The sequence below is a fragment of the Dyella kyungheensis genome (assembly GCF_049913195.1).
GTDB lineage: Bacteria > Pseudomonadota > Gammaproteobacteria > Xanthomonadales > Rhodanobacteraceae > Dyella > Dyella kyungheensis.
Genome location: NZ_CP183983.1, coordinates 2,823,025 through 2,849,893, shown reverse-complemented (window position 1 = coordinate 2,849,893; position 26,869 = coordinate 2,823,025). Strand labels below are relative to the sequence as shown.

Below are 26,869 nucleotides of genomic sequence, written 5' to 3'. Positions count from 1 at the left end.
GGTCTTGGGCCAGTTTCCACTGGCCCGGTCTTCAGACGATGCCGGCCGGCAGCTGCATGGTGATGCAGTGCAGGCTGCCGTTCTGCCAGATCAGCGGGCGGCAGGGCACCTGCACGATCTCGCGGCCTGGATGCGCTTCGCCGATGATGCGCGCGGCCTCGTCGTCGGCCGTGTCGCCATAGGCGGGCACCAGTACCGCATCGTTGACGATCAGGTAGTTCGCATAGGACGCCGCCAGGCGGCGGCCGTCGTCGACGATCGGCTTGGCCCAGGGCAGGGGGTAAAGCGCATAGGGCTTGCCGCCGGGCGTGCGCAGCGCGGCGAGTTCCTCGCCCATGCGCTTGAGCTCGTCGTGGTGCGGGTCGCTGGCGTCGTCGCAGTCCTGGTAGACGATGCGCTCGCCTGGCGCGAAGCGGGCCAGCGTATCGATGTGCGCGTCGGTGTCGTCGCCTTCGAGGTAACCGTAGTCGAGCCACAGCACGCGCTGTGCGTGCAGACTGTCGCCGAGGATCTCGGTCATCTGCGCGCGCGACTGTTCCGGATGGCGCTGGGTCAGGCAGCGCCAGGTGGTGAGCACGGTGCCCTCGCCATCGCTTTCGATGCCGCCGCCTTCCAGCGCCCAGTCGATGCGCTTGTGCTTGGCCTTGCCGAACACGCCTGCCTGCACCAGGCCGGCGATCAGCGCGTCGTCCTGCTCGGCGCCGAACTTGCCGCCCCAGCCGGTGAAGCGGAAATCGGTGAGCTGGTACTGGCCTCCGTCGCCACTGAGCGTGATCGGGCCCGAGTCGCGCAGCCAGGTATCGTCGTAGGGCAGCTCGACGAAGCGGATCTTGGACAGATCGACGCCTTCGCCGGTGAGCAGGGCCTGCACGCGCAGCCGCAATTCATTGTTCGCCACCACGACGATCAGCGGCTGGAAGCGCGTCACGGCGGCGGCGAGCGCGACATACGTGGTTTCCACCTCGGCCAGGCGGTCGGCCCAATCGGTGCCGGCGTGCGGCCAGGCGATCAAAACGGCCGATTGCGGCTCCCATTCCGCCGGAAGGCGAAGGCTGTGGTCGATCATCGTAGGCGGCTCTCTTGCAGCGGGGACAGTCGCCGTGGCCGCTAGGAAGCCCAGGGCTGGCGATGAAGGGCGCAGAGTGTAAACGATGAGACGTGACAGGGCGGAAAAGAGAACGCGGCCCGTGTTTCCACGAGCCGCGCCGGTAAAACCTTCGCCTGGATCAGTTGACCGAAGCGGGATTGGTGTTGTTGCCCGCCGGCGTGTTGAGCACCGCGTGGATCACGTGGCTCTTCTCGAAATACACGATGAAATGCGCGTAATCCCAGCGGTTGATCACCGGATGCTGGGCGCTGTCGCCGCCGCGGGGCGAGAGCTTGCGCTGCGGAGCACCGTACTTTTTCTCCACGTCGGCCATGCTCATGCCGCGGCTGGGCAGGTCCATGCCCTTTTCCTGTTGCACGCGGTTGATGAGCAGGCTGTCCGCCGCATGGGCGGCCACCGGCGCGCCGACGCTGGCGGCCAGCAGGGCGATGGACAGGCTGATGCTGAACTTGCTGATTCCGTACTTGTTCACGGTTCCCCTCTCCGCACAAGGCGTTGCCGCGTCGTTGTAGCAGAACTGCCGGGCCTTAGCCATGCGAATCTGCGGCGATTGCGACGGCGTGGGCATTCGCCATGAGGATTGGTGCGCGCTGCGGCTATCATGGGCGGCTGCGGGCGTTGCGCCCGGTCCCATGCGTCTGCCCTGTGCAGGCCATGCCACGGCACTGAACAGGCTTTAGGCTCTTCCTCATGATTTCGTTTCGACGCTTCGCTCTCCGCCGTGGCAGCCGGCTGCTGCTTTCCGATATCGACCTGGTCATCCAGACGGGTTGGCGGCTGGGTGTGGTCGGGCGCAACGGCTGCGGCAAGTCCAGCCTGTTCGCCGCCTTGCAGGGCCAGGTGGAAGCCGATGCCGGCGATCTGGACCTGCCGGCGAAGATCCGCATGGCCTCGGTGGCCCAGGAAACCCCTTCGCTGCCGGACCCCGCCATCGAATATGTGATGGGTGGCGACGAAGAACTGGCCAAGGCGCTGCGCGACGAGCTCGATGCGCAGGCGCGGGGCGATACCGAAGCGATGGCGCGTGCGCATCACCGCATCGAAGAACTGCACGGCTACGACGCGCGAGCCCGCGCCGGCCGCTTGCTGCACGGCCTGGGTTTTGCCGCGGAGACGCACGAGACGCCGGTGAAGGAATTCTCCGGCGGTTGGCGCGTGCGACTGAACCTGGCGCGTGCGCTGATGGCGCCGTCCGACCTGTTGCTGCTCGACGAGCCCACCAACCATCTCGATCTCGACGCCGTGCTGTGGCTGGAAGAATGGTTGCGTCGCTACCAGGGCACCTTGCTGATCATTTCGCACGACCGCGAATTCCTCGACGGCGTGATCACCCACACGCTGCACCTCAACGATGGCAGCGGCAAGCTCTATACGGGCAACTACAGTGCGTTCGAGCGCCTGCGCGCCGAGCAGTTGCGCCAGCAGCAGATCGCGCACGAGCGCGAACAGGCCGAGCGCGCGCATCTGCAATCGTTTGTCGATCGTTTCAAGGCCAAGGCCAGCAAGGCCAAGCAGGCGCAGTCGCGCGTGAAGCGACTGGAGAAGCTGGCGGGCACCGAGGCAGTGCGCGCCGAGCGTCCGTTCCATTTCCAGTTCGCCGTGCCTGCGCGCCTCCCCGATTCGATGGTGCAGATCGAAGACGTCGATGCCGGTTATCCGGGAGAGAACGGCGAAGCCGCCACCACGATTTTGCGCAACGTGCGTTTCCGCCTGGAAGCGGGCGAACGCATCGGCTTGCTCGGCCCCAACGGCGCCGGCAAATCCACCCTGGTGAAGACGCTGGTCGGCGAACTGACCCCGCTGGCAGGCGAGCGCAAAGGGCACAAGGATCTCAAGATTGGCTACTTCGCCCAGCACACGGTGGAGAGCCTGCACGAAGGTTCGTCGCCGTTCGATCACCTGCAGGAAAAGGCGCCCGGCGTGGCCGCCCAGGCCTTGCGCGACTTTCTCGGTTCGTGGAATTTCGCCGGTGACCGCGCTTTTGAATCGGTCGACGGTTTTTCCGGCGGCGAACGCGCGCGACTGGCGCTGGCCCTGATCGCCTGGGACAAGCCCAACCTGCTGCTGCTCGACGAACCGACCAACCATCTCGACCTCGACATGCGCGAAGCGCTGGCCGATGCGCTGGCCGAGTTCGATGGCGCGCTGGTGCTGGTGTCGCACGATCGCCATCTGCTCGGCATGGTCAGCGACAGTTTCTGGCGCGTGGCCGACGGCAGCGTGGAACCGTTCGACGGCGACCTGGACGATTACGCGCGCTGGTTGCGCAGCCGTGGTTCGGCGGCCAAGAAGGCCAAGAACAAAGAGAAGGAAGCCAAGCCGGTCGAGCGCGTGGAAACGGCGGAAGAGCGCCGCCTTCGCACCGCGGCCGAACGCGAGAACGACAAGGCCTCGCGTTCACGCGTAAAGAAGATCGAGACGCGCATCGCCACGCTGGAAGGCGAACTGGCCACGCTCGAAGCCAAGCTTGCCGATCCGGCCACTTATAACGGCCCCACGGCCGAGATGATGCGCTTGAGCCAGAAGCAGACCGAGCTGCGCCGCGAGAAGGAAACGCTCGAAGTCGAGTGGCTCGCACTCTACGAACAGCTGGAGGCATGAGCGCAGCGATGAACGGTTCGGTTCACCACGCGATCGATGTCTGGCTGCCGAACCTCGCGCGCTTCGCGCCCGATCACCCGCTGCATGGCTTGTTGCGCAAAGCTGATCGCCTGGACGATGGCGAGCGCGGCTACATGGCCGGCCTTGCCGATCGTTTCGCTGTACCCAGCCCGCTGCCCGCCGGGGCGCTGACGCGTGAACTGATCGCGGGCGATGCCGGCGTCGAGCGGTGGCTGTGTGCCGATCCGGCCTGGGTGCAACCCGATCTCAACGGTGCACGCCTGTTGGCCTGTGGCCAGATGCAGTTGTCGATGCCGGAGGCGCAGGCGTTGGCCGAAACGCTGATGCCGCTGTTCGACGAAGCCGGCATGGCGCTGCAGGTGTCAGCGCCCGATCACTGGCATGTGCGTTTGCCGGCGGATGCGTCGATGCCTGATTTCGCCGCGCCTGAGCAGGCGCTGGGCGAAGATCTTTACTATCACTTGCCGCAAGGCGTCGAAGGCCGTTCTTGGCGCATCCTGCTGAACGAGCTGCAGGTGATCCTGCATCAGCATCCGCTCAATGCCGCCCGACGCGAGCGCGGCCTGCCGCCGGTCAATCACCTGTGGTTGTGGGGAGGCGGCGTGCTGCCGGTGTCCGTGCCCACCACGCTCACCGGTGTCATTGGCGACGATCTTCTGTTGACGGCGTTGGCGAAGCGCGCGGGCATTCCGGTGATTGCGCGCACGGAGTCATCGGTGACGTCAGCAGCCCCGGGCATGCTCATCGATCTGCAGGATCTTCCGGTGGACGAGTTGGCCACTCGTTGGACGCCGAGTCTGCTTGCGCTGGCAAAGCAGCACCCTGTACAGCTCAGCTTCGCCAGTGGCGAGCGCTGGCTGCATCGTCCCTGGCATCGCCTGCGCTTCTGGCGCGGGAGCGGCCGGTGAAGCGGGTGAATCTTCGCCGTCGCGTCGCCCAGGGCATGCCCGACGGCTGGGGATTGGACGTCCATCCGGTGTTGCAGCAGGTCTTCGCGGCGCGTGGTGTGTTGTCGCCGCTGGGCGCCGAATACCGATTGGCGCGCCTGCTTTCGCCGCAGCAACTGGGCGGCATCGAGCGGGCGGTCGCGCTGCTGTCGGAGGCGATCCGCGACGACTGGTCGATCGTGATTGCCGGCGATTACGATTGCGACGGCGCCACCGGCACCGCGGTGGCGGTGCGCGGCTTGCGCATGCTGGGTGCGCGTCGGGTCGACTACGCCGTGCCCAATCGTTTCGTGCATGGCTATGGGCTCAGTCCGGCGCTGGTGGAATCGTTGCAGCCCACGCCGCAGCTGATCGTCACGGTGGACAACGGCGTGGCCAGCATTGCTGGCGTCGCCGCCGCGCAGGCGCGTGGCATCCGCGTGATCGTCACCGACCACCATTTGCCCGGCGAGCAACTGCCCGCCGCCGATGCCATGGTCAATCCGAACCTTGGCGGCGACAGCTTTCCCAGCAAGGCGCTGGCCGGCGTGGGCGTGATGTTCTACCTGTTGCTGGCGTTGCGTGCATCGCTGCGCGAGCAGGGCAGGTTCACGGCGAGCAACGAGCCGGATCTCTCGGTGCTGCTCGATCTGGTGGCCGTGGGTACGGTGGCTGATCTGGTGCCGCTGGATTTCAACAACCGCGTGCTGGTCGAAGCAGGCATGCGCCGCGTGCGTGGCGGACGTGGGCACGCGGGCGTGATCGCGCTGGTGGAAGCTAGCCAGCGCAGCGTGGCGACGCTGTGTGCAAGCGATCTTGGTTTTGCGATTGGTCCGCGCCTCAACGCGGCCGGTCGGCTCGAAGACATGCGCATCGGCGTGGAATGCCTGCTCACCGATGATCCGGTGCAGGCCCGTCGCTACGCCGAGCTGCTCAGCTCGATCAACCAGGAGCGCCGCGAGTTGCAGGCCGCGATGGTGGCGGAAGCGGAAATCATGGTGTCCCGGGCGGCCGATATCGACGCCGTGGGCGTGGCCTTGTTCGAACCGAGCTGGCATGCGGGCGTGGTGGGACTGGTGGCCTCCAAGTTGAAGGAACGGCTGCACCGCCCGGTGATCGCCTTTGCGCCCGCCAGCGAAGAGATGCCGGACGAGCTTCGCGGCTCCGCGCGTTCCATCGGCGGTTTTCATATTCGCGATGCGCTGGCGATGATCGACGCGCGCCATCCTGGCTTGATCGCGCGCTTCGGCGGACATGCGATGGCGGCTGGCTTGAGCCTTCGCACCGAGGATTACCCGCGATTCGCGGCAGCGTTCGATGCCATCGCACGCGAGTGGCTGGACGACGACCACCTGCAGGCGGTGCAGCACACCGACGGCGAATTGCCGCCCGGCGCGGCGACGCTGGAACTGGCGCGGCAGCTGCGCGCGGCGGGCCCCTGGGGTCAGGCGTTTCCCGAGCCGGTGTTCGATAATCTGTTCGAATGCGCCAGCTGGCGGGTGATGGGCGAGCGCCACTTGCGCTTGAGCCTGCGCGACCCACGCGATGGCTCCGTGCACGATGCCGTGATGTTCAATGCCTACGAAGGCACGCCGCCACCGACGGTGCTGCGTGCAGCCTACGAGTTGGTCATCAACGACTGGCAGGGCAGGGAAAGCGCGCGCTTGCTGCTGCGCTACATCGAAGCGGTCTGACGTCAGCGCAGGTCCAGATAACGCAGCAAGGCGTGGTTGGGTCGAGACGAAAGCGCCTGCACTGACGCAGCCGGTGCGGCCCTCCAGGCGTCGCGCGTACGGATCGCCAGCACCGCCGTGTGCATGGCCCTGACGTTGCGACCCAGGAACCTGCACCACGTATGCTCGAGTGCGGCGAGGCTGTCCGTTGTCTGGCGCAGCGCTTCGGAGGTTGCTTCGGGGAGTGCGCGCATGGCGCGAAAGAGAATGGCTGCCAGGTCGTTCGCACGTTCTTCGTAGTGCAGCGCTACGCTGGCGGTGAACAGCAGCCAGTCGCGCGTTTGCGCGGTGGCGACGTCCAGCGCGTCGCAGGCCGCGCAATCGAGTTCCGCAAAGCCCACCTCGTTGCCCATCACTTCCATGTGCTCGGCACGGGCGTAGCCGAGATAGCCACCGTCATGATGCAGCGCTGCCATCGCACAGGCGGCGCGGCGCACGAGTATGTCTTTGACGAAGTGGCTGTCGATGGCGTCGAGCTGTACTGCCAGACTGTGGCCGGTGCCCAACAGCATGGCGCCTTCGGGATCTTCGCTGCCGACGGCGGCAGCCATGGAACGGTACGGTGCCGAGGCGTGCGGACACAGCGGCGTGGCAGCGGCCAGCGCGTCGCCCAGCCAGGCGTGCCCGCGCCGCGCCATGGCGCGGCGCCAGACCTTGTCCAGCATGCGTTCGCGGATGCGCTTGAGCGTGCGGCTGGCGGGAAGCGTGGCGCGCCGGATCAGCGGCTTGCGACGCAGCGCGAGGGACGAAGTCATGGCGTTGGCCTTTGGGTTTTGCTGGGCTGCCGTGGGGACGGTCGATACACGCATGTTAGGCAGGCGGCTGGCGCGGTCGTTTCCGTTGCACCGCCGATTTTTCGGATTCGCACGACCGCGATGGTGCTTATACGTGCTGTGCCCGCAGGGTATCGACGCGCCACTGGCTGGGTGTCTTGCCGGTGAGTCGCTTGAACACGGTGGTGAAGTGCGCCTGCGTGTGGAAACCCACTTCCAGGGCCACGTCCAGCATCGAGCGCGGCATCTCGGCCATCAGCTGCTTGGCGTGCTCCATGCGACACAGCAGCAGATAGTGATGCGGACGGAAGCCGGTGGCGGCGCGAAACTGCGCGGCAAAGTGCATCGGCGAGAGCCCTGCGGCGGCGGCCATGTCGTTCAAGGTGATGTGTTCGGACAGATGCGCCTTGACGTAGTCATCGACGCGCTGCAGGCGCCACTGCGGAAGTATGGTCTTCTTCACAGCGCAGGCGACAGGCGCCGCGGCGGCACGCAGGTGGCGCAGGCGATCCACGAATAGTTCCATTACTTGCGTGGCCAGCGCCTGTTCGCGGCTTTCGCCATGCATCTCCAGCAGCGTGCGGGCCAACTGCAGCAGCAGGGCATCGCGCGCCGGGCCCACCGAGAAGCACGCGTGGCTCGCTTCATCCGCCGACCAGAACAGCGGCACCGGCACGGCCACATACAGCGCGCGGCACTGGCCCGGGCAATGCACGCTTACCGATTCGCCGGGACGGCTCACATAGTACGAACCGGCGTCGCAGGCGCGTTCCTGCACTGCATGGGCATCGCTGCGCAGGGAAAGACGAGCGTCGTCGAGCAACAGCAGTACCGCATAGGCGTTTTGCGGCGTAGTAGCTTCCCAGCTGACCGGCGTGGCATCCGCATGCGTCCACACGGACGCCTTTGCCCGCATGCTCGCGGCACCGGCCAGCAGGTTCGACTGCATCCAGTTGGTGTTGTTGGCGCAGCGGTCCAGCAGGGCGCGGGTGGCGTGCTGGGCCTTGACGGCAAGCGCCTTGTTCAAGGTACGACGGGGGGCAACGGTAGACATGACTTCTCCGTTCCAGCCAAAAGCGTGCTGGTTCGAAATGATGGGAATCAAGGGGTCGGGAAGCGCCTGTGGGGCGGTTCCAGGGAGGAGATAGGCTGCGGAGGCGGTGCGGCTAAGGGCCTTGCTTGTGCGTTGCAGCAGAGTGTGTGCTTGTGCCGGGGCGAAAGAAAATACTATTTCGCTATGCGGGCATATCGGCCCGTTATGGCTCGGCGTCGACCCATTCGGCGCCCTTGAATGCCGACTGGCCCACCTGGCTGCGCAGAAAGCCCAGCAGCTGGGCTTCGATGGCGGCCGCCGCACGCGTCAGCGGCTTGTCGCGCGAGGTGATCAGGCAGGCGGTGAGATAGATCGGCGGTTCGATCGGCGTGGTGGCGATGTCCGGGTGCCCGGGCATATCGGTGAAATCGCCCTTGGGAAGAATGGCGTGGCCGAGTCCGGTTTCGACGGCGGACAGCACCACGTCGAACAGATCCGATTCCGCCACCGGTTCGACCTGCAGACCGGCGGCAGCCAGTTCGCGGTCCAGCGCCTTGCGCAACACATTGGTTGGCGTAGGCAGCATCAACGGCAACTGGGTGATCCTGGCCAGCGACGTGGACTTCTCCGTCGTGCCTTGTTTGCGGCTGGCCAGATACAGGCGCTGGCGAAACAGCACCTCGCGCGTGAAGCCGGTTTCCGGCGCGTTCTCGAACACCATGGCGAGGTCGATCGTCTTCGCCGCCACCTTGTCGCGCAGCGTTTCGCTGTCGCCGGTGATGAAGCGCAAGGTGATCTTGGGCAGGCTCGCGCGGCAGATCTCCATCATCTTGCCGGTCAGCGCAGGCGCCATGGTCGAGGCCATGCCAAAGCACACCACGCCCTGGATCTCACCCTGCGCCGAACGCACCACGGCAGGAAGATCATCCACCTGGCGGATCAGTTTGATCGCTTCCTGGTACAGCACCTCGCCGGCCGCCGTGGGCGTGACGCCACGCGCGCTGCGATGGAGCAGGGTGATGCCGAACTCGTCTTCCAGTTCGGCGATCTGCTTGCTGAGCGCGGGCTGGGCAATATGGATCAGCGCCGCCGCGCGGGAAAAACTTCCCGCTTCCACGATCTTGGCGAAATAGCGCAGCTGCCGGAATTGCACGATGGCGCTCCTGTGTTGAGCCGAGCACCTGGCCAGCGCGGCCTGTGCGAACGCAGGAATTATCGAGGCTCACGTTAGCAGGCGCCACCGTAAAGCGGCACGCGACCGTGCCTTTACGAAATGGCGGCCGTCCGGACGGCCAAGTGAAACCGATCAGGGCATCTTCTTCAGCTGCAGGGAAACAACCGGTCGAATGGCGGCTCCGAAATGCCGTAGACGGCGATGGAGATGCCTTCGCCGAAGTCGCTGTAGTCGGCGATATGCACGGAGACGGCTTTCAGCTTGCCATCCACACCGACCACGTTCAGTCCCATCAGCACCTGGTCGTCTTCGCGGCAGGCGATGAAATCGCGCTGGAGGCGGTCGTAGTGGTGGGATGCCACAAAGTTGCCGAAGGCCGTGGCCCGCGGGCGATCGCCGGCTTCCAGCATCGACCAGCCGATCAGCAGGTCGCCACTGAACACCCTATACCAGGACATACATGATCCTCGCGCACGTTGTTGTCGTGCGTCGAGGCGATGCTCGCGCCAATCGTGGGCGAAGGTTTGCATGTTTGCAGCGCGATTTTTCGAATGCCACGCCTGCGATGCGCATCGTGGCAATCGGCAAAACGGTGTCGGCTTTGGAAAGCGAAGACGGGGCGCGCACCCTAATGTCGCTTCACCTTTCGATGTGGAGCCATGCCATGGGTCGCCTGAAGAAAAAATCGCCGTGCCAGCTTTCGCCCTTCAGCGAGCTGGACAATCACCTGAGCGTGCTGGAGTCGCAAGGCGCGCCAGCGGACGACGTGTGGCAAGCGTTCGAATGCCTGCCCCTGGTGCCCTCGCCGCTGGATAGCGCTGCCGACCGGCAATGCTGGTGGCAGCATCTGTACGCGATCCTCGAGCGTCACGGTCTGGGCGTGGCGCATGGCGCACCGACGGCCTGAGCGAGGCTGCACCAGAGCTTCAAAGCATGTGTGGGAGCGCACTTGTGCGCGACAGCCACGCATGGGTGCATCGCTCCGTTGGCTTGTCGCGCACAAGTGCGCTCCCACAAAGGGCTGGTGCTCCCATCAGTGCCTGGCGTGTGAGCGGCTTGAGCGCACGTGCATCGTTCGTTTTGAAAGCGTGGCGTGCGATTCGAAAAGCCATCGTCCTCCCGCCTTGGCAATCTATGCATGCACCCACCGCATTCCTGCGCGAACGTGCATGCAGGGGCCTGGCACAGGGATTGGCCGGCCTAGGCGTTACGTCGTGACGACTTCCCCATGGGATTCCACCCCGATCCCAGTCGCTCATGACTTCGTTTCTGCATGCATGCCATCCATCGTGCAACGCGCTCGCGTTGCCGCGGATATCTCCCCGACCGTCGGAACGTCACGCAGGAATGCGGGTGGTGTGCTTCGCGTTGATCGGTCTGCATCGCATGGTGACATTCGATGCCGGCGGCGCGCGCGATCAGTTCTGGCCGATCAAACCTTTTTCGGCCGAAGCGAGCATGGCTTCGAACAGGTCTTCCGGCGTGCTGCCGGGCGGCATGGTGCCGAGCAACGGCGCCAGCCGTCCGTCGAGCAGCAGGGTGGCGAAGCCGTGCGCGATGGCCCAGCCGCCGGTGAGATGGCCCAGTTGCGCCACAGAAAATTCCCGATCGTCGATGCCGCGCGTGCGGGCGAGTTGCTGCATCGCTTCGGTGCGCGCTTCCACCAGCGACGGATTGTCCGGCTGAAGCCGGTCGGACTGGAACATCAGTTGGAACAGCGCGGGATTGGCCCGCGCAAACGCGAGATAGGCGCGGGCGGCATCCCAGGTTCGACGATCCGGCGAGCTTTTGATTTGCCTGAGTTGCGTCGACAGACGACGGATGCCTACGGCTGCCAGTGCGGTAAGCAGGCCGGGCAGGTCGCCGAAATGGTAGCCGGGCGCCGCGTGCGACACGCCGGCTTCGCGCGCGGCGGCACGCAGCGTGAGGGCGAGCAGACCGTCGCGTTGAAGGATCGTCTCGGCGGCGGTGAGAAGGGCGTCGCGGAGGGCGCCGTGGTGGTACGGGGTGGCTTTCATGGGCTCATCTTACCATCGTAAAGATTTTTGTTGACAAGGGCTTCCGGCGTACTCAAACTATCTAGACATTGTAAAGATACCTTGGTTTTGACGTTGCCACTCCCTTGGCCAAGGCAAGACCCGACCTGATCAAGCGTCACCGGCCTCTCTGCCGGTGGGAGACCGACATGCAGACCGCGCTGAAATCCACTGCTGTACCCCTGCTTGCCGCTGGGCCGGCCCAGCCCCGCTGGCCGGTGCCGCCTGTCGATGTGCCCGCTGGCACCATCGTCGTGCCGCGCGACGCGGGCGAAGTCAGCGCCTTGGTGCTGCGCCATGACGGCGACACCGCGGCCACGCAAGTAGAGCAGACGCCGGCCGGGATGGTGATGGTGCGCATCTTCCTGGCGCCTTGCTCGCTGTCCTTGCTGGCGGGCACGCAGTGGATGGCGCTCGGCGACACGGTTCAGGGCGGCATGCACGTCAGCCATGCGCATCAGATCGTCCGCACCGAGTGGCACGGTGCGTGCGAAGGGTTGATGCTGTGCATACCGGCATCGTTATGGTGCCATCAGGCGGTGATGCCGACGTCCTCCTCCACGACGCAGCGGCTCGATCTTTCGGTGGACGCGACCTTGCTCCAGCTGACCAAGATGCTGCTCAACTCGACCCAATGCGAATCGGATACGGCGTTCTTTCGCCACATGGTGGAGGTGATCGTGGCGCGCATTGGCGTGCTGCGCTCACGCGCCACGCCATCGGACGGTCCACGCAATGCCTTGCCGCGCTGGCGCCTGCAGCGCGTGATGGCCTACGTGCGCGAGCACGTCGCCGAGGCCATCAGCCTGGCCGACATGGCCGCGTCAGCGGGCATCTCGCCGATGCATTTCGCGGCGCAGTTTCGGGCCGCTACCGGCCTGCGCCCGCATCAGTACCTGTTGCAGTGTCGCATCCAGCATGCCAAGGCCTTGCTGATGGACGCCTCGCGCACGCTCATCGATGTGGCCATCTGCGCCGGTTTTCGCACCCAGGCGCACTTCACCACGGTGTTCAAGAATCTCGAGCAGACGACGCCGATGCAATGGCGTCGCAGCCGGCTGGAACAGCTCGGCTGAGCATCCTCTCCCACAGCATTCACCCTTCCTTTCGAGGTTGTCTTCCATGAGCAAGAACGTACTGATTTCCGGTGGCGGTGTGGCCGGTCTGGCGCTGGCCTGCTGGCTCGACGATGCCGGCTTTGGCGTCACCATCGTGGAACGTTCGGCCGAATGGCGAGCAGGCGGGCAGGCGATCGATGTGCGCGGCGTGGCGCTGGACGTGGTCAAGGCCATGGGCCTGCTCGATGCCATTGCCGAACGACGCACGCAGTTGCGCGGCATGTCGACCGTCGACAGCGAAGGCAACGAGATCGAGCGCACCGAAGAGCGCACCTATAGCGCCGGTCGCCTCGACAGTCCCGATATCGAGATTTTTCGCGACGACCTGTGCAAGCTGCTGATGGAAAAAGCGGGTAGCCGGATCGATTACCTGCTGGGCGACAGCATTCGCGCGCTGACGCAGGACAGCGACGGCGTCAGCGTGGTCTTCAAGGGCGGGGCGGAGCGGCGCTTCGACCTGGTGATCGGTGCCGACGGCGTGTATTCGCAAGTGCGCAAGCTGGTCTTCGGCGGTGAAGAAGCCTTCGTGAAGCCGCTGGGCGTGGCGCTTGCCTTGTTCACCACGCCGAACCTGATCGACCTCGATCATTGGCAGATCGCCTATCGCGACGAGACCATGGGCTCGGTGGTCTATCCCAGCTTCGACCATCGGCAGTTGCGCGTGAGCGTGGGCTTCGGCACTGACGACGTGCATGTTGGACGCGACGATGTGGCGGCGCAGAAGGCGGTGGTGGCGGAGAAATCCGCGCATCTCGGCGGTGTGTTCCCGCAGCTGATCGAAGCCATGGGCGATGCCTCGCAGTTCTACTACGGCGAGCTGGCGCAGATACGTATGCCGTCGTGGTCGCAGGGCCGGGTGGTGCTGGCCGGTGACGCGGCTCATTGCGCCTCGCCGTTCTCGGGGCAGGGCACCAGTCTCGCCCTTGTGGGTGCGTTGGTGCTGGCGCGGGAGCTGGCTCGCACGCCGGAGGATTTCGCCCAAGCGTTCGCGGCGTACGAACAACGCATGCGCCCCTTCGTCGATCTCAATCAGGCATTGGTCGACCTGGAACGCCGCGGGCCCGCACCCGACGATCAATTCACTCGTGCGAAGAATGGGATCGTGCTTGACGATTTGTTGAGCAGGGTGGCTTGAAGGGTCCTCATTGGCAACGCATGCTCCATGCACCTGGCCTTCTCTCCCGAGGAGAGAGGAGACGTGAGGAGCATGGGAGTGACGATCTAGGGTGGGAGCGCACCCTGTGCGCGACACACCTACGGAGCGATCCATTCCGGCGTGGCGGTCGCGCACAGGGTGCGCTCCCACAGACAAGCACCGCACCGTGCGCCAGTGGCGAAAGCCAATGCGTAGCGCAGCCCCGCTTTAAGTCCTCAGCGATTCGGGCACGTTGCACAGCGCTCGGAATGAACCCTGGGGTACCCTCCCGTGGAGGTTCGGTGGGACACGCATCGAGCGTTCGCGCTTGGATTCAACACGATGCTGCCAGCTCTTGAGGCCATTCTCTCTGGGTTACTTTCGACGCGAAGCTAGTCTCGTGGGATCTCTTGGGCCAGCAAGAGAAAAGTGACTCGGCTGCCGGCAGGCAGTCGAAACGCCCGCTGCGTCCCACGGGACTAGCTTCGCGTCGTAAGCGGCCCGGTTGCGGGATCGCGACAATCAAGCGACACGTCTACTGGATCCCTGCCTTCGCAGGGATGACGAGCCGGAGGTTGCGGCGTCGTCGGCTAAAGCCAAAAACGACTACGCCCGGCACATGTCGCCATGGGCTGGGCGTAGTCGACGATCGATGGCTTAGCGACCGTGCTCGTTCGCCACATCCGCCGCCAAGCGAAGCTCTTCATTCGCCTCACTCAACAACTCCTTCGCACGCCCCGCATGACCGCCCAGGCGCGAGTCATTGTCGACCTGGGCGTTGCTCACCAATTGCCAGGCCTGCACGATGTGCTCCTGCGCATTGCGCAGGTTGCCATGGCGGTAGCCGATGTCCACGTAAGGAGCGCCCTGCTGGGCCATCGTGGCGCAGCCGAAGGTCGAGGCGGCACCCAGGACGATGCCGATGAATAGTGCTTTCTTCATGGTAGTGAACTCTGTCTCGCCGAATAGGTGAGGCATAGGTTAGATATCGCACCCGACAGCCGATTCCCTGACAGCACGCCGTTTTTCCAATTCACACGAAAAGCGCGGGTCAGTTCCGCGCTCGCCCGAAGGTCAGCGCGGCATTCGCATCGAATGTCGTCAACAGCGCGTCGGTGCGCCGATCGTAGGCGCGATCCAGGCAGCGCCTGTCGCCCCGGCAGGCATCGCGTTCGTCTTGCAACCATTGGCGCTGCCCGGCGCGGACTTGATCGTCGAACTCGCGATAGGCCATGCCGGCGGCGGCTGGCTTGAGGCGCAGCAACAGCTGGTAATAGGCGGCCACGGTGACGTCTTTGCGGCCGAGCTCAGGCGTGGCGCAGATGGCCCGCTCGGTGGGCGTGCTGGCCTTGCCGCAATCGAAGCTCGCCACTTGGGCGTGCAGGGGCAAAGCCAGCACGGCCAGCAGGCCCGACGATCGAAGAAGCGTGCGCATGAGTCGAATCCTGCTCGAAGAGGGCCCCCATGATGCACTCCGGCAGGTGGGTTGACTTGCCGGAACGCACGGATGGTCCGCTTGCAGTGCATCCATCGTTCGTTTTCGAAAGGCCGCGTGGCAACCCGAAAGCCTCAGCAAGCCACAAACCTCAGCATGTGCCGCGACACTTCATCACCGTTGGCGCTGCCATGTTGCAGGAATTCGTCAAGACCACCTTGTTCATCCTCGCCAGCCTGCTGCCGATCATCAATCCGCCGGCGGTGGGTTTCATCGTGCTCAGCATGGTGCCGCAGGCGACGGAGATGGAGCGCGCCGAGCTGGCACGCAACATCACGCTCAACAGCGTGATCCTGCTGACCGTTTCACTGCTGCTGGGCGCCTATGTGCTGGCCTTTTTCGGCATTTCGATTCCCGTGCTGCGCGTGGCCGGCGGCATCATCGTTGCTGTCGCCGGCTGGAAGCTGTTGCAGTCGCGCGGTGACGATGCGAAAGACCGCGATGACGTGACAGGAGGAAGCATGACCTTGCGCATGCAGGCCTTCTACCCGTTGACCTTGCCGCTGACGGTGGGGCCGGGTGCGATCGCCGTGGCCATCGCGCTGGGAACCGGTTCGCCCAAGGAAGGACCGCTGCCGGTGCACGTGGCGGGCGTAGGCGTGGCCCTGGTCCTGCTGAGCCTCTGCATCTACCTTTGCGTGCGCTACGCCTGCCGCCTGCAGCGTTTTCTTGGCGAAGTCGGCACACAGGTGGTGATGCGCCTGTTCGCGTTCGTCATCTTCTGCATTGGCGTGCAGATCTTCTGGAGCGGCCTGTCGGGCCTGCTGGATTCGCTGCACGGCGTCGCCGCGCTGATGTCCTAGCCATGAGCACCCACACTCATCACGGCGGCATCCGGGCATGGATGCGGAGGTCCTGGAAGATCCTCGCAGTCTGTCTTCTTGCACTGATCGTGGTGGCCACGGTGTCGGTGCGTGCCGCGCTGGAATGGCAGGCACGCAGCAAGCCGCCGATCTTCCTGGTGAAACTGGATGGTGCGGCCACGCAGCCGGTGTCGGGTCGTCTGCTGTTGTTCGCCACGCCCGCGCAGGCGGCCCGGGCGGATGCGCCGGGCGGCGTGGTGACATCGGTCGATGCGGACGCCTGGCACCCGAACAAGGCGGCGGTCGCGGCACGCGACATTGCGCGCCTTGCTCCAGGGCAGACGGTGGAGATCGACACCGATGCGCTGGCGTTTCCCACCGGCTTCTCGCATCTGCCGCCAGGCGACTACCTGTTGCAGGCGGTGCTCGATCAGGACCACAACTACAACTACAGCGGCCGCGATACGGGCGATCTGATCAGCCCGGTGGTGAGCGTCAGGCTTCCGGCCATCACGCCCGCGGTGCTGAAACTGGTAGCCGTGCATACGCGGGCCGAACCCTGGTCGTTGCCATGGGAGAGCCCCGCCGTGCGCGCCGATGCCGCCGACGCGCGATTGCACACGGTGAAACTGGAACGCACCAGCGCGCTGCTGTCGGCCTTCTGGGGACGCGACATCGCAATGCGCGGCTGGGTGCTGCTGCCGCCGGGTTACGACGCCTCGGCCACGCGCCGCTATCCCACCGTGTATTTCACCCATGGCTACGGCGGCGACGAGAACACGCTGGTCGACGACGTGGTGAATGTGCACCTGGCCATGGAGCAGGGCAGCATGCCGCCGATGATCTGGGTGTTCCTCGACCAGTCCAGTCCGACCGGCACCCATGAGTTTGCCAATTCTGTGAACAACGGACCGTGGGGCGATGCACTCGTCGACGAGCTGATTCCCTATCTCGAATCGCGCTACCGCATGGACGGCGATGCGCATGGCCGCCTGCTGACCGGACATTCCTCGGGCGGCTGGGCCACACTGTGGCTGCAGACGCACTACCCGACGGTGTTCGGCGGCACCTGGTCGACCTCGCCCGATCCTGTCGACTTCCATGATTTCTCCGGCGTGAATCTCTATGCGCCGGAAGTGAACCTCTATCACCGTCCCGACGGCACGCCGTGGCCGATCGATCGCGTGCATTTCCACGCCGAGGGCTCCTTCGCGGATGCCGCGCGGCTGGAGCAGGTGCTCGGTCCGTACGGCGGCCAGTTGTCATCCTACGAATGGGTGTTCTCGCCGCGCGGCGTGGACGGCGCGCCGATGAAGTTGTTCGACCGCTACACGGGCGACATCGATTCCCAGGTGCGCGACTACTGGGTGGACCGCTACGACATCGCCCATTACGTGCAGACGCATTGGCCGACGCTGAAAGCCGATCTGGACGGCAAGATCCATATTGCGGTGGGCACCGACGACACCTGGTACCTGGACGGTGCCGTGCACAAGTTCCAGATCGTGCTCGACAGCCTGCATGCGCACGCCGATATCCGCTTTCTTCCCAACAAGGCGCACATGGACCTGTACGCCCAGGGCAACGACCCGAATGCGTTGCTGAAGCAGATGGCGTGGCAGATGTACGCCGTGGCACGCCCCGGACAGCCGGTGCCGGCGAATACCGAGGTCGCCGCACGATGAATGCTTAGCGATGCGACGCCGACGCGCGCCAGATCAGGCTCATCGTGCCCACGGCAAAAGCGCCGGCAAGGGAGAATTGCAGCACGCGGATCAGCCACAGGGATAGCGATCCCTGATCGGAGGCGATCGCGGTGCTGAGTATGATGAGCATCGCATTGCAGGCGAGTACCGCGATGCCGGCAGCTGGGCCGCCTGCGCTGATGCGCTGGCCGAAACCGAGCAGTACCACGAACAACAATCCCGCCAGAAACGGCAGCGTCGGCGTCGTCAGCAACAGGGTGTGCATGAGCCAGCCCAGCAGGCCGCCGCCGAAATTCCCGACGATCATGCCCATCGCGTGCAAGCGACCGCGCTGCAGATCGAAGTTCGCCACCAGCATTACCGTGGCGATCATCACCGGCAACACGTCGGCCAGACCAAACAACAGATACACCAGCATCAAGGGCATCACGATGGCAACGCCACCCAGCGCCATCGTCACGGGCGAGACGCGACCTTGTGATGGGGGCGGCGCAGGTTTGGGCGCGGGGGCAAGCGGCCAGACCAGATAGGCCAAGGCGATGGTCGCGAGCGCAACCGCCATGCTGCGGATCAACGCCATGGGCAGGACGCCCGCCTGCGCGGGCGAAACCATCACCACGACCGGAATCGTCGCCAGGCAGATCAGCAGCAGCAGCGGGGGCAACGGCGGACGGCCGCCGAGCATGGCGAGAAACGCCAGGAACACGCACACCCCGATCAACCCGAACAGCACGAACGGCGTATCGCGAAACAGCGACGCGACAGCGAATGAGAACAGCGAGGTCGCCGTGATCACGATCATCAGTCCCAGCGCGGCCTTCAGCGATGGCCGTGCGGGCAGGTTGGTGAGCAACACGGCCGCGAGTACGGGCGCCAGAAACGACGGCGTCCACTGCATCATCTCGCTGACCACAAAGGCCGCCGCGATGCCCGCGGAAAAACGCAGCACGGCTTGCCATGCGGCCTCATCGCGGGGCTCGACGCGTGCGCCAACGGCGTTCATCGCAGATAGCTGAGCATGGCGACCATCCAGATCCACAGGCGTGACAGCGGGTTCATCAGCGAACGATCGCGTGTGAGCACGACGACATTCGCTTGCGCACCGCTGCGGTTGGGTGGAAGCGACTCGGCGGAATCCGTGGTTGGATCGACCACGATGCGCACCGGAAAACGCTGCGGCTCGCGCAGCCAGCCGCTGGGTGCGGTCACCGTGGGCAGCTGCCCGGTGGGTGCCTCTCCGCCTTGCGCAATGCCCCAGCCGACGCTGTCGACGTGCGCGGAATACACCTTGCCGGGCTGGTCGTCGAAGACCACGTAGGCACGGTTGCCCGGCGCGATATGACCCAGCTGGTTCTCGCGCATCGCCGCACTGATCCAGCGCGGGCCGTCGGCGACGAAACTCAGCACTGGTTGGCCGCGGCTGGCGAACTGTCCGGGCGACAGACGCAGGTTGGTGACCACGCCGTCGCTCGGTGCGGCCACCGTGCTGTGGCGCAGATCGAGTTCGGCTTGATCCACCGCGGCCAGCGCCTGCCGGACCTGGGCGTTCTGGTTGCCGGTTTCTCCCATGCGTATGCGTGCGCGCTCCGTCTCGGCCTCGACACGGCTGATGTCGGCGCGGGTCTTGGCGATATCGGCGCGGGCGCGGATGGCGGAGGTCTCCGAGAGTGCCCGCTTGGCCGACAGATCCAGCACGATCTTGCCCAGTTGCTGCGATGCCGCCAGATCCACGCGCTGCCGGCTCAGCTGGGCCTCGGACACGCGAACGTCGGCCACCGATGCATCGGCGGCCTGGGTTGCCAGCGCGACGTTGGCTTGCGCCGCGCGCAGGGCAATCTGAAACGGCAGCGGATCGATGCGGAACAGGACCTGGCCCTTCTTCACCTTGCGGTTGTCCGATACGTCCACCGACACCACTGGTCCGGTCACTTCCGGTGCAATCTGCACCAGGAACGTATCGACGGTTGCCTGCGAGGTGTACGGGGTGATTCGATCGGCGACCAAGTGATAGACGAACATCACCAGCAGTACCAGCAGGGTGCCCAGCACGAGGCGACGCACGCGCCGCCCATTGCCTGCAGCGGCGTCGGACGGTGCCGGGGCCACGGGCGCGGCGGCCGCAGGCTCGGTGGCGGGCACGTTCTGCTCGGAGGACGGATCGGTGGGCATCGTGGCTCTCGTCGTTTGACTCACCGTGGGGCCGGCCGGGTGCCGGGAACGCGTGCCGCATCGCTGCCGTGTTCGTGTGCTGTCGGCTGTTGCGCCACCGGCAGGGGCGCCACCTGGGCGATCCAGTCGCCACCGAGCGCGCGGTACAAACTCACCAAGGAGCGGTAGCCGTCGCCGCGCGCCGCGCTCAGCGACAGTTCCGCCGAGAACAGGCTGCGTTCGGTATCGAGCACTTCGAGGTAGTCGGTATAGCCGTTGTCATAGCGCTCCCGGGTGAGTTCCACGGCGCGTTTCAGCGCCGTCACCTGACGCTGCAGCGACGCGATCAGCGCGCGCTTGGCCTGGATGGCCGCGAGCGCATCGTCGACATCGCGAAACGCGCTCTGGATGGTCTGCTGATAGATCTCCAATGCCTGCTCGCGGCGTGCCTCCGCTTGCTGGTTGGCTGCATCGATGGCACCGCCGGAAAACAACGGGCCGAGCAGTTGGCCGGCGAACGACCAGGTGCGCGACGGGCCGGCGAACAAGTTGTCCAGTTGCCTGCTCGCAACGCCTCCGGACGCGGTCAGCGAGACCGAGGGGAAGTACAGCGCGCGCGCCGCGCCGATCAGTGCATTGGCGGCCACCAGTTGTTGCTCGGCCTGCAGGATGTCCGGGCGCCTGGCGATCAGGTCCGACGGCAGTCCGCCAGGCACGGGCGGAGTGGCCAGTTGCTGCAGGCTGCGTCCGCGCCGGATCGGTCCGGGATTTCGGCCGATCAGCACGCACAAGGCATGCTCCTGCTGTGCGATCGCCTGTTGCAGCACCGGAATGGCGGACGCCGCGGTTTCGTACTCCGCCGTGACCTGCATCATTTCGAACTCGGACACGGCGCCGCCGTCGAGGCGCATCTGAAACACGGCGACGGTGCTCTTGCGGCCGTCCAGCGTGGCCTGCGCGATCTCCAACTGGCGATCCAGATCGAGCAGGGTGATATAGCTGGTGGCGATGGTGGAGACCAGGGTCAGCGCAACGCCCAGGCGCGCTTCTTCGGTCGCGAAGAGGTTCGCTTGTGCTGCCTCGTTCTCGCGCCGGATCTTGCCCCAGAGATCCAGCTCCCAACTCGCCGACAGCAGCGTGGAATAGTTCTCGCTGATGGGATTGACGCCTGCAGGCAGCGAGGTGGCATTCCGGCTGACGCTTTGGCGGCTGGCGCCGGCACCGTAGCCCAGCTGGGGCAGGGCCTGCGCACGGGAGGTCACCACGAGTGCGGCAAATTCATCCACGCGCGCCGTGGCGATACGGAGATCGTGGTTGGCAGCCAGGCCCTCGTCCACCAGGGCATCGAGCTCGCTGTCGCCAAAGGCGCGCCACCAGGCGGGCACATCGGCCAGCGTTGCCGAGGGCGCCGGAGCGGCGGCGTCGGCAAAACGATAGTTGGGCGGCGTGGAGACCGCCGGCCGCACATAGTCGGGACCGAGCGTGCAACCCGCATCGACGCATGCGATGACGACCAAGGCCAAAGCGATGGGTGGAAGCTTGCTGATTCGCAACCTCCGATTCACGCTGCCCCTCCTGGTCGCTTGCCGCGACCAGCAACCGCTTCGCGCTTCCGTCCGGAAGTTCGCTGCCCCGTTTACATGCAGACGAATTTGGAACCGGAGGCGTGGCTTCCGTGTGAATTTGCGCGAGCAGCGGCAGTGCGCGAAGCATTTCACCATCATGCAGCGGGCTTTGGCGACGCGCGATGTATCCAGCCTGTAGCACTACTAAGTAGATCTACTGCCGTAGTGCGTTTCGTGCGCCATGCACGACATGCCCATCGTTTGCATCGCGTGGAACATCAAGCCGCCACGTCGATGAACTCTGCGCTATCGTGCGCTATCGGCGCAGGCATATGCTGTACCGGGCGATAGGTTGCCAGCGCCTTGTTTTGCCTACCCAAGGATCCCAGCGATGACGAGCGAAGCGCTCCTGCCGGTCACGGGCGAAGGAATCACGAACAAACAACGCTTGTTCGTGCGCTATTACACCGGGGTCCTGATGGATCTGGTGGTACTCAACCTCTTCGCGGAGTATTGGAAGAACGTCTACGTCGATACGTTTACCACCTCGCTGCTCGCCGCCATCGTGCTGCAGGTGTTGCTGAAGTTGACGGTCGCCGTCGAGCACCGCGTCGGTGCCTACTTCAAGGACAAGCCCGGCGGCTGGATGAAGTTCCTCAGGTTCTTCTTCGCTTGGCTGGTGTTGTTCGGTTCGAAGTTCGTGATACTCGAGGCGATCACCCAGCTGTTTGGCGAGGACGTGCGCTTCTACGGCGCGTTCCACGGGATCGTGGCGCTTATCGTGGTGGTCGTGGTCATGCTGATCGCCGAGGAAGCGATCGTTCGGCTTTATCGAAAACTCGGCAACAAGGCCGAATGAAGCCAGGCATCGGACGCGCCGGGATGAATCATCTGCCGCGAGCCCTCAGCTGCGCATCCAGGCGAGGGTAGATGCGTCGCACGTTGCCTTCGTAGACCTTGTGCCGGTCCTGGGCAGAGAGGCCCAGTGAGTCGATGTAACGGCGGGTATCGTCGAAGTGGTGGCCGGTGGTCGGGTCGATGCCGCGCACCGCGCCGACCATTTCCGAGCCGAACAGGATGTTGTCGATGTCGATCACCCGGAACAGCAGGTCGATGCCCGGCTGGTGATACACGCAGGTGTCGAAGGACACGTTCTTCATCACGTGTTCGTTCAACGGCGGCTTCTTCAGCATGTCGGCCAGACCGCGGTAGCGGCCCCAGTGATAAGGCACGGCGCCGCCGCCATGCGGGATGACAAAGCGCAGGTCCGGGAAATCCCCGAACAGGTCGCCTTCCAGGAACTGCATGAAGGCGGTGGTATCGGCATTGATGTAGTGCGCGCCGGTGGCATGGAAATTCGCGTTGCAGCTGCCGGAGACGTGGATCATGGCCGGTACGTCCAGTTCCACCATCTTCTCGAAGAACGGATACCAGGCGCGGTCGGTCAGCGGCGGACCGTTCCAGTGTCCGCCCGAGGGATCGGGATTGAGGTTGCAGCCGACGAAGCCCAACTCGTTGACGCAGCGTTCCAGTTCGGCGATCGAATGCTCGATGGTCACGCCGGGCGATTGCGGCAGCTGGCATACGCCGATGAACGTTTCCGGATAAAGCGCCACCACCCGGGCGATCAGGTCGTTGCAATGCCGCGTCCACGCCTGGCTGACCGACTCGTCGCCAAGATGGTGTGCCATGGTGCTGGCGCGCGGCGAGAAGATCGTCATGTCGGCGCCGCGTTCCCGCAGCAGGCGCAACTGGTTGGTCTCGATGCTTTCGCGGATGGCGTCGTCGGAGATGGCGGGATAGACCGGCAGCGGCTGCGAGGGATCGGCGAAATGCTTGAGCTGCGCTTCCCGAAAGGCATCGTGGGCTTTCGGCGCGGTGGTGTAGTGTCCGTGGCAGTCGATGATCAACGGGGCTCGCTCAGACATAGGTGAGCCCTTTCGAGGCCAGGCGCTCGCGCATGTCGTAGATGTCCAGGCCCAGTTCGCCGGCGGCGAGACGTTGGCGCTTTTCTTCTTCCCTGGCTTCGCGATCCTTCGCTTTGGCCAGGGTGGCGGCGGCCGTGGCGCGCGGCACCACGCAAACGCCGTCGTCATCGGCAATCACCACATCGCCCGGGTTGACCAGCGCGCCGCCGCACACCACCGGCACGTTGACCGAGCCCAGCGTCTCCTTCACCGTGCCCTGTGCATGGATCGCGCGGCTCCATACCGGGAAGCCCATCACGGTGAGATCGCGCACGTCGCGCACACCGGCATCGATGATCAGCCCGCGGCAACCGCGCGCCCTGGCCGAAGTGGCCAGCAGGTCACCGAAATAGCCGTCTTCGCAGGGACTGGTGGTGGCAGCGACGAGCAGGTCGCCTTCGCGCAACTGCTCGATCGCCACGTGCATCATCCAGTTGTCGCCCGGCGGCATCAGCACGGTGACGGCCGAGCCGGCGATGCGCGTGCCGCCGTAGATCGGTCGCAGGTTCGACTGCATCAGGCCGCTGCGGCCCTGCGCTTCATGCACGGTGGCGACGCCGGCGAGCGCCAGCTCGGCGATGACGCTGGCATCGGCGCGTTCGATACGGGTGACTACGACGGACATGGCTTTTCCTCTTTCGAACATCAATCGTTGGCGGCGGCAGGCTTGAAGCCCATCAGTACACCGATGTCCACGCGCAGGCCGATGGCGTAGACGAGCAGGTTCTTCGGCAGCACCGGTGTTTTCGGAATGCTCGAATTGTCCGGGTGCACGATGTACTGCACGCTCGGCATCAGCTCCAGGCCCTTGACGATGTGGTAGCTGTAGGTGAGATCGGCCGCTGTCTGGTGGCGCGCATTCCAGCCGCTGCCGCCCAGCTTGGCACGCTCCTCGGCGAGAAACGCCCGCTCGGCCGAGGTCAACTCGAACTCGGAAATGTTCAGGCCCACCGTGTCGTAGGGACGCGACGCGAACGGACCGGTCATGACGAAGCCGGCATAGATCTGCTGGCGCATGATTTCCTGCTGTTCCAGCTGCTGCACCCAGCCGCCGAACACGTTGAAGCTGCGCGGCGAGTCCGGATCCGGACGCCAGATCACCTTGTCGCCCATCATGTAGATGCCGTCACGCACGTGGTTGTCGGTGGCGGCGGTGCCGCCTTTGATACCCAGCGGCTGTCCGCGCGTGTTGAGGTTGATGTCGGTCAGCGGGGCCGTACTCACATAGGCGCCGCCCTTCAACTCGAACGGATACTGCTCAGCGCGCGGATCGTTTTTCACCCAACCGAATTCGACCGGAACGGTGTAGCCGGTGGCATGTTCGATGCCCCAGTTCAGACCGTTGCTGGGTTGGATGGTGGGATTGACCTCGAACGCACCCATGTCGACATAGGTGTTCTCGGTGGTCTTGTACTTCACGTTGCCGCCCCAGGTCGCCGACGGCAGCAGGCTGAGGCCGGTTTCCGAGACCAGCATGCGCGGCTCGCCGCAGGTATTGGCGGAAGTGAACTGGCAGTTCACCACCAAGTGGCCGAAGTAGGTGGTGCTGCCCAGGCGGCCGACCTGGATATCGAGCCGGTCGTCCAGGCCTTTGTACTCGTACGAGAACAGGCCCAGATGCCAGCGCGTATAGGGATTCTTGTAGATGTACTGCTGCTTGGTATAGGTGCCGGTGACGAGCGCGTTGAGGCTCAGGCCGTAATCGCGATAGACGGTGAAGTGCAGGGTGGATCCCGTCCAGCCCCACATCTTGGCCAGGTCCAGATCCGCGCCGATATAGAACTGGCCCACGTTGTGGCTGCCCTGGTAGACGCCGCCGGTGGTGTTCTTGGCGTACTGGTCGACCAGGCTGGCGCGGATGTTCACGCCGTCGTCGATCAGGCTCTGCACCCAATCCGGGCGAGGCAGCGCGGGTTCCTTGTAGGTCGCCCTCGGCGGCGCCGCGGCGGCATCGCCACCGCTATTGTCCTGCTGCGACGTCGCATAGGTGTCGGCCCAGTTCGCACTCGGACCGGTGTCCGCCGCGGCCGGCACATCTTGCGCATGCACGGCGGGCACCAGTAGCGCGGCGATCAGGCCGAGATAAAGCGATTGTCGTGTCATCAAGCCTTTCATTGACGCAATCCTCCCCATCGCGGCGCCCAGGGGAGCCGCGAACTCAAGTTGTTTTGAGGGCATGATCGTTCTGCTCGTCAGCCCGCTCGTAGTTCTCGTTGAAGCCTGTCGTGGTCCACTGCTTTCTCCCAGCGGCCGACGACGACGGTGGCAACGCAATTGCCGACGATGTTCACGAACACGAAGGCGGCGGACAGAATGCGGTGCACACCAAGAATCAAGGCAATGCTGCTGACGGGAATGGTCTTCGTCGCCGCCAGCGTGAGGGTCAGTACGGCGATGGCCGAGCCCGATACGCCCGCGCCACCCTTGGACGTGAGCAACAGGATCAGCAGGAGGCCCAGCTGCGCCTGCCAGCCCAGCGCGGTATCGGTGGCCTGCGCCAGGAACACCGTCACCGCCGCGAAGTACAGGCAGGTGCCGTCGTGATTGAAGCTGTAAGCGGTAGGCAGCACCATGCCGACCACCGATTCGTCCACGCCCAGCCGGGTGAGTTTTTCGGTGAGCTGCGGGAACACGCTTTCCGACGAACTGGTGCCAAGCACCAGCACCAGTTCCTCGCGGAAATAGCGCATCAATCGCAGCAGGCTGAAGCCACAGGCGTAGGAGATCGGCGCCAGCACCACCAGCAGGAACACGGCGCAGGTCAGCACGAACTCACCGACCAGCTTGCCCAGCGGCAGCAGGCTGCTGATGCCGAACTTGGCGGTGGTGAAGGCAATCGCGCCAAAGGCCGCGATCGGCGCGAGCTTCATCACCACGCGGATGATCCAGAACAGCGTTTCGCGCACCACGTCGACCACGTGCAGCACGGGCTGTCCCTTCTCGCCGAGGCTGGCCAGGCCGCAGGCGAACAACACCGAGAACAGCAGGATCTGCAGGATGTCGCCCTGGCTGAAAGCGCCCACGGCCGACGTCGGCACCAGGTTGGTCAGGAACTCGCCGAAGCCGTGCGGCGCCACTTTTGTGGCGTCCACCGAATCCACGCCATGCTTGAGCGTGGCCAGGTCGACGTGCATGCCCACGCCGGGCTTGAGCAGATTGATGGCGACCAGGCCGATCACCAGCGCGATGCTGGTGACCACTTCGAAATACACCATCGCCTTGAGCGCGATGCGGCCGACCTTGCCCAGGTCGCGCACGCTGGCAATGCCGTGCGTCACCGTGCAGAAGATGATCAGCCCCACCACCATCTGGATCAGGCGGATAAAGATGTCGCCCAGCGGCTTCAGTGCGGCGCCGACATTCGGCCACAGCACGCCGACCAGCACGCCCAGCACGATGCCGGCCAGCACCTGGAAGGTCAGGTCTCGATAGAGCGGTCGCCGTTGCGAAATCATGTGGGCTTGGAGATTTACCGGTCGGGTCATGATGCAACTAACTCTTGGCAAATGCCGCGTCAGCGCTGCGTG

General features: G+C 64.9%; 25 protein-coding genes. 9 read left to right on the top strand and 16 right to left on the bottom strand.

Annotation, left to right across the window (positions count from 1 at the left end; translation table 11 throughout):
- Positions 1-31: 31 nt before the first annotated feature.
- Both ACN9MB_RS12650 and ACN9MB_RS12645 read right to left on the bottom strand, forming a co-directional pair.
- Entirely contained in the window at positions 32-1,066 is a 1,035-nt protein-coding gene (locus ACN9MB_RS12650) for an agmatine deiminase family protein (protein ID WP_426269097.1), read from the bottom strand.
- 160 nt (positions 1,067-1,226) lie between these two features.
- Positions 1,227-1,565 (bottom strand): hypothetical protein, encoded by a 339-nt coding sequence (locus ACN9MB_RS12645; RefSeq protein WP_426271916.1) that lies wholly within the window; start codon positions 1,563-1,565, stop codon positions 1,227-1,229.
- Positions 1,566-1,798: 233 nt separating this feature from the next.
- Between ACN9MB_RS12645 and ACN9MB_RS12640 the strand changes: the two genes are divergently transcribed.
- Genes ACN9MB_RS12640 through recJ form a run of 3 tightly spaced genes read left to right on the top strand, consistent with a single transcriptional unit; the run spans position 1,799 to position 6,350 of the window.
- Positions 1,799-3,709, top strand: a complete 1,911-nt coding sequence (locus tag ACN9MB_RS12640) for an ABC-F family ATP-binding cassette domain-containing protein (RefSeq protein WP_426269096.1) — start codon at positions 1,799-1,801, stop codon at positions 3,707-3,709.
- Positions 3,710-3,717: 8 nt separating this feature from the next.
- Positions 3,718-4,638 (top strand): phosphoglycerate mutase, encoded by a 921-nt coding sequence (locus tag ACN9MB_RS12635; RefSeq protein ID WP_426269095.1) that lies wholly within the window; start codon positions 3,718-3,720, stop codon positions 4,636-4,638.
- Between the two features lie 35 nt (positions 4,639-4,673).
- Complete coding sequence (gene recJ, locus ACN9MB_RS12630; protein ID WP_426271915.1) at positions 4,674-6,350, top strand: single-stranded-DNA-specific exonuclease RecJ; 1,677 nt, start codon at positions 4,674-4,676, stop codon at positions 6,348-6,350.
- Positions 6,351-6,352: 2 nt separating this feature from the next.
- Here recJ and ACN9MB_RS12625 read toward each other — a convergent pair whose 3' ends face one another.
- From ACN9MB_RS12625 to ACN9MB_RS12610, 4 genes are all read right to left on the bottom strand, one after another.
- The gene (locus tag ACN9MB_RS12625) at positions 6,353-7,144 is read right to left on the bottom strand and encodes a hypothetical protein (protein WP_426269094.1); all 792 of its coding nucleotides are present in this window, start codon (positions 7,142-7,144) and stop codon (positions 6,353-6,355) included.
- 127 nt (positions 7,145-7,271) lie between these two features.
- On the bottom strand, positions 7,272-8,216 hold the full coding sequence (locus tag ACN9MB_RS12620; protein ID WP_426269093.1) for a helix-turn-helix transcriptional regulator: 945 nt from the start codon (positions 8,214-8,216) through the stop codon (positions 7,272-7,274).
- A gap of 202 nt (positions 8,217-8,418) precedes the next feature.
- Positions 8,419-9,348, bottom strand: a complete 930-nt coding sequence (locus ACN9MB_RS12615; RefSeq protein WP_204636305.1) for a LysR substrate-binding domain-containing protein — start codon at positions 9,346-9,348, stop codon at positions 8,419-8,421.
- A gap of 167 nt (positions 9,349-9,515) precedes the next feature.
- Positions 9,516-9,827: a hypothetical protein gene (locus ACN9MB_RS12610; RefSeq protein ID WP_426269091.1), complete on the bottom strand. Its 312-nt coding sequence runs from the start codon at positions 9,825-9,827 to the stop codon at positions 9,516-9,518.
- A 2-nt stretch (positions 9,828-9,829) separates the two neighbouring features.
- Between ACN9MB_RS12610 and ACN9MB_RS12605 the strand changes: the two genes are divergently transcribed.
- The gene (locus ACN9MB_RS12605) at positions 9,830-10,276 is read left to right on the top strand and encodes a hypothetical protein (protein WP_426269090.1); all 447 of its coding nucleotides are present in this window, start codon (positions 9,830-9,832) and stop codon (positions 10,274-10,276) included.
- Positions 10,277-10,787: 511 nt separating this feature from the next.
- Here the strand turns inward: ACN9MB_RS12605 and ACN9MB_RS12600 are convergent.
- The gene (locus ACN9MB_RS12600) at positions 10,788-11,387 is read right to left on the bottom strand and encodes a TetR/AcrR family transcriptional regulator (protein WP_426269089.1); all 600 of its coding nucleotides are present in this window, start codon (positions 11,385-11,387) and stop codon (positions 10,788-10,790) included.
- A gap of 167 nt (positions 11,388-11,554) precedes the next feature.
- On the opposite strand from ACN9MB_RS12600, the gene ACN9MB_RS12595 reads away from it, so the two are divergent.
- Positions 11,555-12,481 (top strand): helix-turn-helix transcriptional regulator, encoded by a 927-nt coding sequence (locus ACN9MB_RS12595; RefSeq protein ID WP_426269087.1) that lies wholly within the window; start codon positions 11,555-11,557, stop codon positions 12,479-12,481.
- 46 nt (positions 12,482-12,527) lie between these two features.
- A complete protein-coding gene (locus tag ACN9MB_RS12590) occupies positions 12,528-13,658 on the top strand; it encodes an FAD-dependent monooxygenase (protein ID WP_426269086.1) in 1,131 nt (376 codons plus the stop codon).
- Between the two features lie 657 nt (positions 13,659-14,315).
- Here ACN9MB_RS12590 and ACN9MB_RS12585 read toward each other — a convergent pair.
- Together ACN9MB_RS12585 and ACN9MB_RS12580 are read right to left on the bottom strand one after the other, a co-directional pair.
- The gene (locus tag ACN9MB_RS12585; protein ID WP_204636311.1) at positions 14,316-14,600 is read right to left on the bottom strand and encodes a hypothetical protein; all 285 of its coding nucleotides are present in this window, start codon (positions 14,598-14,600) and stop codon (positions 14,316-14,318) included.
- A 109-nt stretch (positions 14,601-14,709) separates the two neighbouring features.
- Positions 14,710-15,093: a lysozyme inhibitor LprI family protein gene (locus ACN9MB_RS12580; RefSeq protein WP_426269085.1), complete on the bottom strand. Its 384-nt coding sequence runs from the start codon at positions 15,091-15,093 to the stop codon at positions 14,710-14,712.
- A 191-nt stretch (positions 15,094-15,284) separates the two neighbouring features.
- Between ACN9MB_RS12580 and ACN9MB_RS12575 the strand changes: the two genes are divergently transcribed.
- Both ACN9MB_RS12575 and ACN9MB_RS12570 read left to right on the top strand, forming a co-directional pair.
- Positions 15,285-15,956 carry a MarC family protein gene (locus ACN9MB_RS12575; RefSeq protein WP_204636313.1) on the top strand — a complete coding sequence of 224 codons (672 nt, stop codon included), beginning with the start codon at positions 15,285-15,287 and terminating at the stop codon, positions 15,954-15,956.
- Positions 15,957-15,958: 2 nt separating this feature from the next.
- Positions 15,959-17,641 (top strand): alpha/beta hydrolase, encoded by a 1,683-nt coding sequence (locus ACN9MB_RS12570; protein WP_426269084.1) that lies wholly within the window; start codon positions 15,959-15,961, stop codon positions 17,639-17,641.
- Between the two features lie 4 nt (positions 17,642-17,645).
- On the opposite strand, the gene ACN9MB_RS12565 is transcribed toward ACN9MB_RS12570, so the two are convergent.
- Genes ACN9MB_RS12565 through ACN9MB_RS12555 form a run of 3 tightly spaced genes read right to left on the bottom strand, consistent with a single transcriptional unit; the run spans position 17,646 to position 21,375 of the window.
- The gene (locus ACN9MB_RS12565) at positions 17,646-18,665 is read right to left on the bottom strand and encodes a DUF2955 domain-containing protein (RefSeq protein ID WP_426269083.1); all 1,020 of its coding nucleotides are present in this window, start codon (positions 18,663-18,665) and stop codon (positions 17,646-17,648) included.
- Positions 18,662-19,831: an HlyD family secretion protein gene (locus tag ACN9MB_RS12560; protein ID WP_426269082.1), complete on the bottom strand. Its 1,170-nt coding sequence runs from the start codon at positions 19,829-19,831 to the stop codon at positions 18,662-18,664. The genes ACN9MB_RS12565 and ACN9MB_RS12560 overlap by 4 nt, the downstream gene beginning before the upstream one ends.
- A 20-nt stretch (positions 19,832-19,851) precedes the next feature.
- Positions 19,852-21,375: an efflux transporter outer membrane subunit gene (locus tag ACN9MB_RS12555; protein WP_204636316.1), complete on the bottom strand. Its 1,524-nt coding sequence runs from the start codon at positions 21,373-21,375 to the stop codon at positions 19,852-19,854.
- A 391-nt stretch (positions 21,376-21,766) separates the two neighbouring features.
- On the opposite strand from ACN9MB_RS12555, the gene ACN9MB_RS12550 reads away from it, so the two are divergent.
- Positions 21,767-22,234 (top strand): hypothetical protein, encoded by a 468-nt coding sequence (locus ACN9MB_RS12550; protein ID WP_204636317.1) that lies wholly within the window; start codon positions 21,767-21,769, stop codon positions 22,232-22,234.
- 28 nt (positions 22,235-22,262) lie between these two features.
- On the opposite strand, the gene ACN9MB_RS12545 is transcribed toward ACN9MB_RS12550, so the two are convergent.
- The 4 genes from ACN9MB_RS12545 to dctA all read right to left on the bottom strand — a co-directional run bounded on the left by ACN9MB_RS12545 (position 22,263) and on the right by dctA (position 26,827).
- A complete protein-coding gene (locus tag ACN9MB_RS12545; protein WP_426271914.1) occupies positions 22,263-23,285 on the bottom strand; it encodes an amidohydrolase family protein in 1,023 nt (340 codons plus the stop codon).
- 10 nt (positions 23,286-23,295) lie between these two features.
- Positions 23,296-23,967: a 4-carboxy-4-hydroxy-2-oxoadipate aldolase/oxaloacetate decarboxylase gene (locus ACN9MB_RS12540; RefSeq protein WP_204636318.1), complete on the bottom strand. Its 672-nt coding sequence runs from the start codon at positions 23,965-23,967 to the stop codon at positions 23,296-23,298.
- A gap of 20 nt (positions 23,968-23,987) precedes the next feature.
- A complete protein-coding gene (locus tag ACN9MB_RS12535) occupies positions 23,988-25,457 on the bottom strand; it encodes a carbohydrate porin (protein ID WP_426269080.1) in 1,470 nt (489 codons plus the stop codon).
- Between the two features lie 77 nt (positions 25,458-25,534).
- Positions 25,535-26,827 carry a C4-dicarboxylate transporter DctA gene (gene dctA, locus ACN9MB_RS12530; RefSeq protein WP_426269079.1) on the bottom strand — a complete coding sequence of 431 codons (1,293 nt, stop codon included), beginning with the start codon at positions 26,825-26,827 and terminating at the stop codon, positions 25,535-25,537.
- Positions 26,828-26,869 lie beyond the last annotated feature (42 nt).